General features: G+C 72.4%; 7 protein-coding genes. 2 read left to right on the top strand and 5 right to left on the bottom strand.

The window, feature by feature from the left end:
* Positions 1-178: 178 nt before the first annotated feature.
* The gene (locus ACSP97_RS34390) at positions 179-1,642 is read right to left on the bottom strand and encodes an aminotransferase class I/II-fold pyridoxal phosphate-dependent enzyme (RefSeq protein WP_440555817.1); all 1,464 of its coding nucleotides are present in this window, start codon (positions 1,640-1,642) and stop codon (positions 179-181) included.
* A gap of 169 nt (positions 1,643-1,811) precedes the next feature.
* Here ACSP97_RS34390 and ACSP97_RS34385 point away from each other — a divergent pair, with 169 nt between their 5' ends.
* A complete protein-coding gene (locus ACSP97_RS34385; protein WP_440555816.1) occupies positions 1,812-2,996 on the top strand; it encodes an amidohydrolase in 1,185 nt (394 codons plus the stop codon).
* Between the two features lie 73 nt (positions 2,997-3,069).
* Here the strand turns inward: ACSP97_RS34385 and ACSP97_RS34380 are convergent, their stop codons facing one another.
* The 3 genes from ACSP97_RS34380 to ACSP97_RS34370 all read right to left on the bottom strand — a co-directional run bounded on the left by ACSP97_RS34380 (position 3,070) and on the right by ACSP97_RS34370 (position 9,148).
* Positions 3,070-5,625 (bottom strand): discoidin domain-containing protein, encoded by a 2,556-nt coding sequence (locus ACSP97_RS34380; protein ID WP_440555815.1) that lies wholly within the window; start codon positions 5,623-5,625, stop codon positions 3,070-3,072.
* Positions 5,626-6,074: 449 nt separating this feature from the next.
* Entirely contained in the window at positions 6,075-7,859 is a 1,785-nt protein-coding gene (locus ACSP97_RS34375; RefSeq protein ID WP_440555814.1) for an RICIN domain-containing protein, read from the bottom strand.
* 116 nt (positions 7,860-7,975) lie between these two features.
* Positions 7,976-9,148: an FAD-dependent oxidoreductase gene (locus tag ACSP97_RS34370; RefSeq protein WP_355154127.1), complete on the bottom strand. Its 1,173-nt coding sequence runs from the start codon at positions 9,146-9,148 to the stop codon at positions 7,976-7,978.
* A 221-nt stretch (positions 9,149-9,369) separates the two neighbouring features.
* Here ACSP97_RS34370 and ACSP97_RS34365 point away from each other — a divergent pair, with 221 nt between their 5' ends.
* On the top strand, positions 9,370-10,380 hold the full coding sequence (locus tag ACSP97_RS34365) for a Ppx/GppA phosphatase family protein (RefSeq protein ID WP_440555813.1): 1,011 nt from the start codon (positions 9,370-9,372) through the stop codon (positions 10,378-10,380).
* Between the two features lie 56 nt (positions 10,381-10,436).
* Here the strand turns inward: ACSP97_RS34365 and ACSP97_RS34360 are convergent, their stop codons facing one another.
* Positions 10,437-13,073 carry a WD40/YVTN/BNR-like repeat-containing protein gene (locus ACSP97_RS34360; protein WP_440555812.1) on the bottom strand — a complete coding sequence of 879 codons (2,637 nt, stop codon included), beginning with the start codon at positions 13,071-13,073 and terminating at the stop codon, positions 10,437-10,439.
* Between the last annotated feature and the right edge of the window lie 119 nt (positions 13,074-13,192).

The following is a 13,192-nucleotide window of genomic DNA, read 5'->3' as shown; positions in this document are numbered from 1 at the left end:
GCCAAGTCCCCCCTGCCGAGGGCGTGTTCGTCAGGGGCCGGTTTCTTGACCCGAGGAGGCGGCCGGCGCCTGGCCGCCCGCATACGACACCCTAGGGGCTGCCCCGCGTCGGCGCAGTTCGGGACGGCCGGTCAGGCACGGCCGCGGGCCGCCCCGCCGCAGGGTCCGGTGCGGCCGGTCAGGTGCGGGCCACGACCCGCAGGGAGTTCAGCGAGGGGTCCGCCGCGTCCGAGATCAGGAAGCCGTGGGCGACTCCGCTGCGCAGGTAGTCCACCACCGCGTCCGTGATGACCTCGCCGGGGGCCACGACCGGCACGCCCGGCGGATAGGGGCTGATCGTCTCGGCGGCGATCCGCCCGGCGGCGTGTTCGGCGGGCACGTGTTCGACGGGGGCGAAGAAGGCCGCGCGGGGCAGCATCGCCTGTTCCAGTTCGAGCACATGGGGCTCGGGCAGGTGTACCGGGGGCCGCCGTTCGATGGAGTCGGCGCGCTCCACCACGGAGCGCACCGCGTCCACCAGGATCTTCTCGGTGTCGTCGTCGTCCGCGTGGGTGATGGAGGCGGTGATCCGGCACGTGTCGGAGCCGCCCATGTCGACGTGGCGGTGCACGCGCAGCCATTCGGTGGCCTGCATGCCGCTGATGCCGAGGTCGCGCACGTCCACGACGATCTTCAGTGGGTCGAACTCGGCGGCCAGCCCCTCCTCGATGATCTCGTGGCCCATCACCCGCAGTCCCGGCAGCTCGCGCAGCACGGCCCGTACCCGTTCGGCTCGGTGCAGCGCCGCGTCCATCAGCTCATGGCCCCGTTCGGCCATCTGACGGCGCCAGCCGTCCAGCGCGCCGTAGATCAGGGAGGAGGCGCTGGTGGTGCCGAGCAGGTCCTCGCGCTGTTTGAGCACCTCGGGGGCCACCCGGTCGTGCTGGAGGTGGAAGACGGAGCTCTGTTCGATGGCGCCGCCCATCTTGTGCACGCTGGTGACCACCAGGTCGGCGTCCGCGTCCATGCCCCAGGACGGCAGCCCCGGGTGGAAGGGCAGATGGGCGCCCCATGCCTCGTCCACGATGAGCGGCACGTCCGCCGCGTGGCAGACGTCGGCCACGCCGCGGATGTCGGCGCAGGTGCCCCAGTCGGTCGGCGTGATCAGCAGCATGCCCTTGGCGTCGGGGTGCTCGCGCAACCGCCGTCGTACGTCCTCCGGCTCGGGCGGATGGGCCAGATGGCGTTCGGTGTCGAACTTGGGATGGACCCAGACCGGCTCCACCCCGTTGATGATCACCGCCGCGATGACCGCCTTGTGCGCGTTGCGGGACAGCAGCAGCTTCTCCCCCGGGCCCGCGACCGACAGCATGGCGGTCTTCACCGACAGGGAGCTGCCGCAGGTGGAGAAGAAGGCGTGTTCGGCGCCGACGGCGTCCGCCATCAGCTCCTGGGCCTGCTCCAGCACCCCCCGGGACTGGCGCCGGTCGTCGAGACCGTTGAGGCTGAGCACGTCGGAGCGGAAGACGTCGAGGCCGAGGACGTCGGTGACCCGGGGGTCGGCGCCGCGTCCCTGTTTGTGCCCCGGTGGCCCGAACACGACGTCTCCCCGGCGCCGGAACTCCTCAAGGGCTTCCAGTACGGGTGCGCGTGAGTGGTCCATGCAGTCCTCCTGAGCCGTCGGTGCCGCAACCACCGTGTTGCACCGGCCGCGCGCTCCAAACGCCCCGGGTGGTGTCGGGACCCGTACGGGTGGAACCCGGGCGGCGCGGAGGAGTCCACGAGCCCGTTGGAGGAACCCTGTGTCGGGTCGATACGTTGCCGGTCCGCAGGTGGGGCGTGCCGCCCCGGAGGAGGAGGCGCGGCTCGTCCGGGAGGAGGTGGCGCGGCGGGCGGACGCCTTGTGGGCCGTCGCCCGGGCGCTGCACGCCGATCCGGAGACCGCGTTCGCCGAGCACCGGTCGGCGGCGCTGCTCGCGGACGAGCTGGAGCGCGCGGGGTTCGAGGTGCGGCGGGAGGTCGCCGATCTGCCGACCGCGTTCACGGCCCGCTCCGGACGGGGGCGGCCGGTGGTGGCGTTCCTCCTGGAGTACGACGCCCTGCCCGGCCTCGGCCACGCCTGCGGGCACAATCTGATCGCCGCCGCGGGGCTCGGGGCCGCGCTGGTCGCGGACGCGGTGTCGGCGGGCGGGGAGGGGACGGTGCTGGCCGTGGGCACGCCGGGCGAGGAGGGCCGCGGCGGCAAGGCGATCGAGGTGGCGGCCGGGCTCTTCGAGGACGTGGACGCGGCCCTGATGTTCCATCCGGGGGTGTACGACTGGGTGCGTGCGCCGCTGACCGCGCAGGAGCAGTACCGGGTCGCCTTCCGGGGCCGGGCCGCGCATCCGACGGGCAACCCCACCGAGGGGATCGACGCGCTCGCGGCGCTGATCGAGCTGTTCAACGTGATGTCGGCGCTCGGCCGGCGCCTGCCGGAGGGTTCGCACGCGCAGGGCATCGTCACCCACGGCGGTACGGCCACGAACATCGTGCCCGAGTACGCCGAGGGCCGTTTCGGGCTGCGCGCGCTCACCACCGGCGCCCTCGACGACCTCGCGGCACTGCTGCGCACCGCGGCCGAGGGGGTGGCGGCGGCGACCGGTACCACCGTGACGGTGGACCGGGCGAGCGTGCGCTACGAGCACTTCCGGGACAGCGGGGCGCTCTCCGAGCGGTTCGCCGGGCATCTGGAGCACGCGGGGATCACCCTGACCCCGCCGGTTCCGGGGGTCTATCTGGGCTCGTCCGACATCGGGAACGTCAGCGGGCGGGTGCCCGCCATCCATCCCTTCGTCGCGATCATGGACTCGGACGGCTCCGACCACACCCCGGAGTTCGCCGAGGCGGCGGCCTCCGAGCGGGCCCGCCGGGTGCTCCTGGCCGTCGTGGAGGCGCTGGCCCTGACCGGGCTGGACGTGCTGCGGGACGCGGGGCTGCGCGACCGGGCGTGGGAGGACCTGCGCCGCGCCGAGGGGTGAGGGCGGCCCAGGGCCCGTTGCGGCGAACCGCCGCCCGGGACGGAGGAGTTCCGGCCCGGGCGGCGGGGGGAGGTCACGGGAAGGAGGTCACCTTGGACGGGACGGTGCTGGTTCCCGAGGTGGGTGCGCCGGTGTTGTTGACGACGTGGGCGTACTGGCCCATGCCGCCGAGGGAGATCACGAGCAGGTCGTGCATCTTGATGCCGGAGGTGGTGGGCACCTGGAAGCCGTGGGCCTGCACGATCGACGGATCGGACGTGTAGTTGCAGTAGCTGCCCAGGCCCCAGGCCTCATGGCTGGTGACGGAGTCGGCGACCTTGTAGGCCGCGTAGCCGACGATGCCGTCGTGGGTGATGGCGGCGGCGTTCGGGGCGTCGTAGGCCTTCTCGTTCTGGAAGAAGATCGTGCGTCCGCGCTCGCCGTTCCAGTAGACGTCGTACTTGTTGAAGTGTTCGACGAACAGGCCGGTGGCGAGGACGTCGTTGCCGTTCACGCGCAGTCCGTAGTCGGCGCGGTTGGTGTCCCAGCCGACGCCGCTGCCGTGGTCGGCCCGCCACAGCCAGGTGTGGTCGATGATCACGTTGTTGCTGTTGACGACCACGGAGTTGGTGGCCAGGCCGGGTCCGGCGCCGCCGATGCGGACGAACACGTCCTGCATGGTGGTGGGGTTGGCGGAGTGGTCGGCGCCGGCGCCGGGCGGACCGATGCGCAGCAGGGTGTCGGAGTTGACCGGTCCCGCGTCGATGAGGAAGCCGGCCAGCCTGACCCCGTCGACGTCGGCCACGTGCATGGCGTCGATGCCGTTGTCCGGGACCAGGGTGGCGAGGCCCAGACCGAGGACGACGGTGTTGGCCCGGTCGACCTCGATGGTCTGGTCGAGGTGGTAGACGCCGGGCGTGAACAGGAGGTTGAGGCCCTGAGCGAGGGCCGCGTTGATGGTGGCCGCGGTCGCGCCGGGCTTGACGACGTAGAACTGGTCGAGCGGGATGGAGGTGCCCGCGTTCGCCGGCCAGGACACGCCGCGGGCGTTGGTGCGCTTGCCCGGCACGAACACCTTGTAGGCGGAGCCGTCCAGGTAGAGGAAGGGCTTCTCGCGGGAGACGGGCGTGTTGTCCAGGGTGGTGTAGGGGCCGGTGTCGAAGTTGGTGGCGGGGGCGCCCTGGACGCCGGAGAAGGTCATGTTCCACACGCCGTTGGTCCAGCCGCCGATCGAGCTGTCGCGGGTGTACCACTGCTGCTGGGAGTAGGGGCCGACGGTGCCGTCGATCTTCGAGTCGGCGATGTAGCCGCCGGATGCCCAGCCGTAGCCGTTGGGGGCGAGGTTGAGCCCGCCCTTGACGTGGATGCGGCGGAACGGCGCGGCCTGGGCGACGGCCCAGCGGTCGTCGCCGTGGGACGGTGTGATGGCGAGGTTCTCCGCCGAACGCCAGAAGTTCTGGGTGGCGTTGCCGTTGAACCAGCCGGCGTCGACGGTGACGTCACCGTTGATCTGGGTGTCGTCGGGGTTCAGGCCGAGTCCGGAGATCGACGTGTAGAAGCCGATCTGGGCGTTGATGCCGTTGTAGGTGCCGGGCTTGAGCAGGAACTGGTAGCGGCCGGTGCCGAACTGGTTCGACTCCTGCTGCGCGAAGACCTGGTCGAACTTCTGCTGGAGGTTGGGGGTGGAGGGGTCCACGACGATGACGTTCGGGCCGAGGTCGCCGCCGCCCACGACCGGCGGGGTGCCGGTGCTCGTGGTGTGCACGGCGACCTCCCACAGGGAGTAGCCGTAGGCGGTGCCGCGCGCGGTGCCGTAGATCCGCAGGTAGCGGCCGGAGCCGCTGACGTCGTACGACGCGGTGCCGCCGGTGGCGCCGGTGACGCTCTTCAGGGTGCTCCAGCTCTGCCCGTCGGTCGACGCCTGGATCTGGAAGTCCTTGCCGTACGCGGCCTCCCAGTTGAGCGCGACCTGGCAGATGCTCTTCACCGAGCCGAGGTCGACCTGCACCCACTGCGGGTCACTGGCCTGGCTGGACCAGCGGGTGCCGGTGTCGCCGTCGAAGGCGGCGGAGGCGGGGGTGCCGGCGTTCTCGGTGGAGGAGGCCGAAGCGGGCCTGCCCTGGGCGTCGTTGCCGCTGCCGCAGCCGGCCTGGGTGCCGGACGCCGAGCCGAACACCTGGAACTCCCAGAGGGAGTAGCCCCATTGGGTCGCCCGGTGCACGCCCTGGAGGCGTACGTAGCGGCCCTGTCCGGACACGTCGAGGGTGTCGGTGCCGCCGTCGGAACCGGTGACGGACTTCAGATCGGTCCAGGTTCCGGCGTCCTGCGATATCTGGATCTTGTAGTCCTTGCCGTAGGCGGCCTCCCAGTTCAGGACCACCCGGGTGACGGACGTGGTGGCGCCGAGGTCCACCTGGAGCCACTGGTCGTCGGTGGCGGCCGAGGACCAGCGGGTGCCGGTGTCGCCGTCCACGGCGGCGGAGGCGGGGGTGCCGGCGTTCTCGGTGGAGGAGGCGGTGGCCGTCTTCCCCTGGGACAACGGGGTCTCGGCGGCGGCGGCCGGGGTGTGGGTGAGGGGTAGGGCGACGAGCGCGGCCATGGCGGCCATCGCGACCCCCAGGGCTCTCCAGCGGGTGGGGCGTGTTCTCATGGGGCGGCTCCAAGCGGCTGCGGGGTCGACGGCTCGACCCCTCTCCTTAGTTCAAGTTTTGATTTAAGTGGTGAGTCAAGCCGCCGACAAGTCTTCGGGAGCCAAATAATTCGACGAGGTGTCAGTCCCGCTGCCCGCCGCACCAGTTCGAGCGGCGCGGCATGCCTCCGCGGGTCGGCCGCCGCCACCGGCCCGCCCGCGCCGGTGTGCAGGGGCTCGCCGTACAGACCGGTCACCGTGCAGCCGGCCGCCCGGCACAGGGCGACGCCGGCCGCGAGGTGCACGCTGTCGGCGAGGTGGCCGGGCGGGCGGTGCGCAGCACGTCCAGGATGGCCTTCTCGGCGGCCGGTTCGGCGCCGGTCGCGAAGTCGCCCGCGGATCGGCATGGCGACAACTTATGCAGACTCGGCGCGCCGCTGCCCCGTTGTCCCCTACTTCTCGACTGTCTCCTACTTCTCGACCGGGGCGAGCGTGAGGGTCTGCTCGGCGGCGGTGCGGCCCCGGCCGACGGCGCTGCCGCTGGTGTCGGTCCAGGTGCGCGCCGGGGTGGTCTCGGCGAGCCGGCCGGAGTCGGCGGACAGGCCGAGGACCAGGCCGCTGTAGCGGTTGACGAGGCGGTAGGTGCCGGCCGGGGAGGTGTCCGGGAGGAGGAACCACTGCTGTCCGACGGCCGGTTCGCCCCCGTGCCGGGCGGTGACCACCGGCTTGGTGCCCCAGGCGCGGGAGGCGGTGGTGCGGGAGTCGACGCCGAGCAGCCCGCCGGTCGCCGCGTTGGCCACCGTGTAGGCGCCGTCACCGGTCGGCTCGAAGGTCCAGGACGCGCGGGCGGTCGGGGTGGGCGGGGCGGCGGTGGTGGCGGAACCGCCGGGGCGCTGCACCAGGATCCGGCCGGCGCCGGAGGCGATGCGGTAGCGGCGGCCGGCGTCCACCGGCGGCGTGGCGGGCGCGGTGGAGTCGAGGGTGAGGTCGACGTACTCGCCGTCCGCGTCGTGCGAGCAGCCGTAGGCGCAGTACGAGCGGACGGTCCTGCCGACGATCGAGGAACCGGTGCGGTTCACGCCGTCGAGGAACCAGCGGTACCAGGAGGCGTTCGTGTAGCCGCCCGTGTCACCGAGCAGGTGCCACTTCTGGGTGGCGAGGTCGTCGGTGGCGTAGAGGTACTGCGGTGACGTGCCGCTCTGGTCGACGGCCTGCGGTTCGCCGATGTACAGCCCGAGGTAGGCGTCGTAGGCGATGTTCATGACGAACAGCGGTGAGGTCGGGGGCGTCTTGCCGGCCGCGATCTGCTCGCTGGTGGTGCCGGTGGTGGCGGGGTCGTACTCGGCGGCGGCGGGGGTGTAGCCGGTGGGGTGGCCGGTGTCGACCGGGACGATGTTGCTCTCCTTGCCGCCGGCGCCGGGCTGGGACCAGGCGCCGTCGTACCACTTGCGCCAGGAGCCGGGGGCCATCTTCGCGGAGATCGGGGCGCGGGCCACGTGCTCGTGGAAGGCCTTCCAGCCGCCCTTCTTGTCGACGATCCGCGAGCCGTAATAGACGTAGAAGTAGCCGGAGGCGGTGTCCACGAAGAGCCGCTGGTCGCCGTCGCCGTAGTCGTACGTCTCGTGGGGGAAGGCGGCCGTGTCCCCGCGCACGGTGCTGTACGGGGACGTGATGGCGTGGTCCTCGATGGTCCAGGTGTGACCCTGGTCGGTGGAGACGGCGTAGTCGATGGCGTCGAAGTGCAGTCCGTCCCCGAAGGGCTGCGGGGTGAACTCGTTGTGCACCAGGCCGTACCAGTCGCCGGTGTCCGGGTCGACCCACACCCCGACGAGGTCGCAGTAGTTCTTCTGGGCGTAGCCCGAGCCGGCCGGGGCGTAGTCGGCCTCGCGGCCGGTGGGGCTGTTGTTGCACCGCCAGGTGGTGTCGTCGTTGCGGTCGTTCGGGTTGGCCGGGTTCACCGCGTCGCTCAGCGAGTGGTCGAAGGTGGCGGTGTCGAAGTCGGTGCCGGTGTAGAAGTCCCAGCTGCGCGGGTCGGCGGCCCCGTAGAGCGCGGCGGCCTGCTGGTAGTGGAAGGTGCCGTCCTTGTCGAGGAAGGGGCTCGCGGGGGTGTCCGTGGGGTTGGCGAACGGCACCGGGCTGCCGACGGTCACGCGGTAGGCGGCGGGGGCGGCGGGCGCCGGGGTGGCGGTGGCGCCGCCCAGGACGAGGGCGGCGGCCGCGGCCACGGCGCCGCCCGTTCTGCTCAGCAGTCGCACGGGGACTCCTGGTGAGGTGGTTGAGGAGGACCGGTCCCACGGAACGATCACCCCCCGGCGGTTTCCCGGCAATGGACTCCCGTGCGCCGCCTCTTGCACTTTCGCGTGGCCGGCGATCAGTTCCGCTCGGTCAGCGGTGTGTCCCAGGCGAGTTGGCGGGCCAGTTCCTCGTCCTGGTGGTCGGGCCGGTGGTTCGGGTCGGCGGGGCGGGCCGGGGCGTGGGTGCCGCGCGAGATGCCGCCGCTCACGGTGATGTTGTGTTCGACGCGCGGGCGCCGCAGCCGCTCGTACGCGGCGAACGCCCGCGGCAGGTCAGGCAGATCGCGCAGCGCCTTGGCGAGGACGACCGCGTCCTCCAGCCCCGTCGAGGCGCCCTGCCCGGTGGCCGGGGAGGCCGCGTGGGCCGCGTCGCCGATCAGCAGGACGCGGCCGGTGTGCCAGGTGGCGCCGAGCGGCATCTCGGTGGCGTTGGTGACCATGAGGGGGCCCGGGGCGGCGGCGACGAGCGCGGCGGCGGGCGTGGCGTCCTCGCCCAGCACGGACAGCAGGTGCTCGCGCGGTACGGCGGTCCGGGCGGCCGGGGTGCGGCCGGGCAGCGGGTCCTCGCCGACGCGGGCGAACCAGTACGCCTCCCCCGCCGGCGAGACGGCGTATCCGAAGGCGCTCGCGCTGCCGCGCACCATGGTGATCACGCCGCTGCCCGTGGTGTTGGGGGCGCCGGGCGTGTAGCCGTAGTAGACGCGCTGGCCGGCATAGCCGGGGCGGACGCCGGGGGTGAGGACGCGGCGGACGGCCGAATGCAGGCCGTCGGCGCCGATCAGCAGGTCGCCGGTCGCGGTGGTGCCGTCGGCGAAGCGTGCGGTGACGCCGTACGGGCCGTCCGTCACGGACGTCAGCCGGGCGCCGTGGGTGAGTTGGATGCCGCGCCGGGCCGCCTCGCCCTGGAGGGCGGCGTTCAGCTCGCCGCGCCGCAGACAGCGGTAGCGCAGATCGGGTTCGGCGACCTCGCCGAGCGGTACATGGGCCAGTTCGGCGCCCTCCGCGTCGATCAGGCGCAGCGAAGTCAGCGGAAAACCGACGGCGGTCACGGCGCTCGTGGCGTCGAGCTGGGCCAGTGCGCGCATGCCGGTGCTGGCCAGGGTGAGGAACGCGCCGATGTCCTCGGCCGAGCCGGGGTGCGCCTCGTACACGCGGACGTGGCAGCCCGCCTTGTGCAGGCCCAGCGCTGCGGCGGTGCCCGCGATGCCGCCGCCGATCACCAGTGCCCTGATCGCTGCCGTACCGGTCATGTGCCGCTCCCCGTGCCGACGGTGGTGGTCGACCATCCAAGTACAGCGGCGCCCCTGGGGTGCCGGGCGGGGCCCGGATCCGGACAGGGGCGGGCGGTTCGGCGGCGCGCGCCGGTATGTGTCGTATGTGCCCCCGGTAGCCATCCGTGCGGGCGGGCCGTGCCCGAGTCCGCCCCTCGTGTGCGGGCGTTCCGGCCGGTGGATTGGGTACGCACCCGGCCATGCGGCTGAGCTTGGTGGATGCGGGGTCGAACACGGTGCGACTGGTGATCGCGGATGTGGAGGGGGGTGTTCCGCTGCCGGTGCACACCGTCAAGTGGAAGCTGCGTCTGTCCGAACAGGTGAGTGCGGACGGCACCATCGCCGAGGAGGCGGTGGAGCGGCTGGTCGAGGCGGTGGCCGAGGCGGGTGACACGGCACTGCGGTGGCGGGCCTCGGGCCCCCTGGCGTTCGCGACCGCGGTGGTGCGGGAGGCGCCGAACCACCACGAGGTCCTGGAGCGGGTGGCGTACGGGACCGGGATCCGGATGTGCACGCTGCCGGGCGAGACGGAGGCCGAGCTGACGTTCCTGGCGGCCCGCCGCTGGCTCGGCTGGAAGGCGGGCCCGCTCGCGCTGCTCGACATCGGCGGCGGTTCGCTGGACGTGGCCTTCGGGCGGGGCCGGCTGCCGGACTTCGCCGCGTCGCTGCCGCTGGGCGCGACCCGGCTGACCCGTGAGTACCTCGCCGTCCAGGACCCGCCCGGGGCGGCCGAGTTGAAGGAGCTGCGCCGCCGGATCCGGCATGAGCTGCGGGACGTGGCGGCGCGGATACGGTGGGAGAGTCCGCGCACGGCGGCCGTCAGCTCCCGTACGTTCCAGCAGCTGGCCCGGCTGTGCGGGGCCGCGCCCGGGCGGTTCGGCCCGTTCGAGCCGCGCCGGCTGCTGCGCCGGGACCTGCGGGAGGCCGTGCGCACCCTGTCCGCCCTGCCCGCCGCCGAACGCGCCCAGCTGCCGGGCGTCTCCGCGCCGCGTGCCGCGCAGAGCCTGGCCGGTGCCGTCGTCGGGCACACGGCGCTGAAGCTGATGGGGCTGCGCCGGGCCGTGGTCAGCCCCTGGGCGATCCGCGAGGGCGTGCTGCTGCGCTATGTCGAGGACGGGGCCGACTGGTGGGCCGAGGCCGGCGGGGCCCGGGTCACGGTGGCCCCGGCCTCGGCGGTGTCGCTGCGGAGCATCCCGGGGCCGCCCGCGTGACACGGAAGAGGGGCGGCCGCACGGCCGCCCCTCCCCTCCCCCGTTCCTACGACCGGTCAGTGCAGCTTGCGCACCTCGATGGTGTAGATGCCCCGGCCGTGGGTGGCGGCGTAGAGCGTGCCGCCGTCGGGGCTGGTCTTGAGCTGGAGGACGGCGACGGCGGGCAGGTTGCCGACGCGCTTCCAGGTGGTGCTGCCGGGCGCCCGGTGGACGACGCCGAGGTCGGTGGCGACGGCGAGGCCGCCGTCCGCCGTCACCAGCGCGGAGTTGGCGGGCACGTCGGGCAGGTTGCCGGAGATGTCCTTCCAGGTGGTGCCGCCGTCGGTGGATTCGAAGACGTGGCCGTCACCGGCGCCGGGGCCCTCGGTCCAGTGCCGGGAGAAGCCGTTGACCGTGAGGTAGACGTGGTCGGCGTCGTGCGGGTCGATGGCGAAGCCGCTGAGGTAGCGGTTGGGCACCGTGCCGTCCACGGGCAGGTTGATGTCGTGCCAGCCGGTGCCGTCCGCGTTGCCGACGGCGATGCCGCGGGCGAAGCCCACGCTGTCGCACGGTCCGCACCAGGCGGCGTAGACCTTGCCGCCGGAGGCGGCGACGGCGGTGGCGGTGCGGCCCTTGCCGAGGTCGTGGGCGCTGGTCCACTCGGAGCCGCTGCGGATGGCGTACCCGTGGTGCTGCACCCAGATGTGCCGACCGCCCGCGACCCAGGTGCCGCTGTCCGACAGGTCGGCGGAGAGCGGGGCGATGAAGCGGGCCTCGCCGGTGGCGTTGTCGGGCGGGGCGACGGAGTACGACGTCACCTTGCTCGGGTCGGTCTCCCAGCTGCCGTCGTTCACGGCGCAGTTCTGGGTGACCTGGACGGCGAGGTAGACGTACTCCTGGGCGATGTTGCAGCCGTTGGCGGGGTCGGTGAGGGTGTCGCCGCCGTCGCCACCGAAGTTGGAGCCCATCACCTTGTCGTTGCCGCGCAGGATGGACTGCCCGTTGTCCTGGAGACCGCCGGTGACGGAGACGCCCCCGTTGTCGAGGTCCTTGCCGATGCCGACGGAGTAGTACTCCAGGGTGTCGATGGTGCCGTCGTTCAGGGACGTCCAGTCGGTGGCGTGGCCGGAGGCGTCCTGGGAGCCGTTGAGCGGGCGCTTGTAGATGCCGCCGTCGTTGCCGACGTACACGAACGACTTGCCGTGGTAGCTGCCGATGGCGACGCCGTGCTGGTCGGAGTGGGTGGTCTGGTTGCAGTCGCCGGTCTGCTTGGCCGGGTCGATGCTCCAGCAGGGGAAGGTGAAGTTCCAGTAGGGGCCCACCGTGGACCAGTTGCCGCCGCCGTCCTTGGTCTCGTAGACCTCTTCGAGACCGGCGTACACGTGCTGCGGGTCGCCGGGGTCGACGGCGAGGAACTGGTTGTACCAGGCCTGTACGCCCGGCATGTAGCCCTCGGAGTCGAGCGCCGAGTTGTCGGCGGCCAGCCCCTTGTAGTCGGCGATCTTCGTCCAGGGTCCGGTCGGCGAGCCGGACTTGGAGACGAAGATGCCCTCCAGGCCGCTGTCCGGGTTGGTGTTGAGCTGCTCCGGGGACTGGTCGATGGCGTAGTAGCGGGAGCCGTCGGCGGACCGGGCGAAGGTCACATTGCCGACGTCGTCCGGATCGGCCGGGAGGTCGCCGAGGCCGCTGGTGATCCGCGTCCAGACGCCGTCGACCTTGGTGTAGAAGCCGTTGTAGTCGTCGCCGCTGCGCCAGCCGACCGCGAGGACCACCTTGCCCGGGTCCTTGGGGTCGATGGCGATGTCGTTGGCGATGTTCTTGTACGCCGCCGACGGGTCGCCGGCCTTCGGACCGTTCGGCAGGTAGTCCGGGTTGGGCGCGAACTCCAGCTTCCAGGGGCCGTCGAGGTTCCTGGTGGAGTGGCTCCACACGCCCTCGCTGGTGGCCGCCCACACCTTGCCGCCGCCGAAGCGCAGCTCGTGGATGGTGGTGCTCTCCAGCTCGTCGCCGCCGACGCGGGTACGCCGGGAGAAGCTCTGGTGGTGCGGGTGGGCGAGCACGTAGACACCGCTGCCGAGGTAGGCGTCGGAGTTGGTGGTGGCCTCGCCGGTGCCCAGCCAGAGCCGGCCGCCGTCGTCGACGGCGAGGGCGCCGGTGGACTGGGAGGGCAGGTCGTCGCTGATGGGCTGCCAGTTGCCGCCCCCGGTGTGCGAGCGCCACACGCCGCCGCCCGCGCTGCCGGCGTAGACATAGCCGTCGTCGTCGGCGGCGACGGCGGCCATGCGCCCGGTGACGTTGCCGGAGCCGCCGCTGGAGTTGGAGTCGTAGTCGCGGTAGCGCGGGTCGTCCGAGTTGTACGGCAGGTCGGTGATGTTGCGCCAGTTGCCGCCGGTGCTCTTCAGCTTGGCGAGGTCACCCCAGGCGGCACCGTACGCGCCCGGTGCGACGATGCCGGGCGAAGTACGGGCCTCGGCGTACTGGTCCGCGCCCTCGGCGATCTCGTCCGCCTCGTTGCCGCCGTCGTCGTCCCCGGACAGGTGCGGCGACATGGCGCCCACCGACTGCGTCCGCTCCTTGGCGAGTTGGTCGAGGGCGCGGACGCCGAAGGGACTCGCCGAGCGGCCGGCGGCGGACGAGGGTATCGCCACCAGCGCGGCCGACGCGGTGATCGCGCAGACGGTGAACCACCGTCTTCTGCGGGGTGTTTGGGACACCAGGCCTCCCTGAACAGGCATGCGGTTCTGCCGACGCAGGAGACCTGATCACAGGAGCGGGCGATATTCCACCACCCTGGTGAACTTTTGACACGTACGCGCCAGTAATAGACTCGTCG

It is taken from the genome of Streptomyces sp. SCPE 10 (assembly GCF_051980735.1).
Lineage (GTDB): Bacteria > Actinomycetota > Actinomycetes > Streptomycetales > Streptomycetaceae > Streptomyces > Streptomyces misionensis.
Note: the sequence above shows the minus strand (reverse complement) of the source record. Positions and strands in the feature narration are given on the sequence as shown.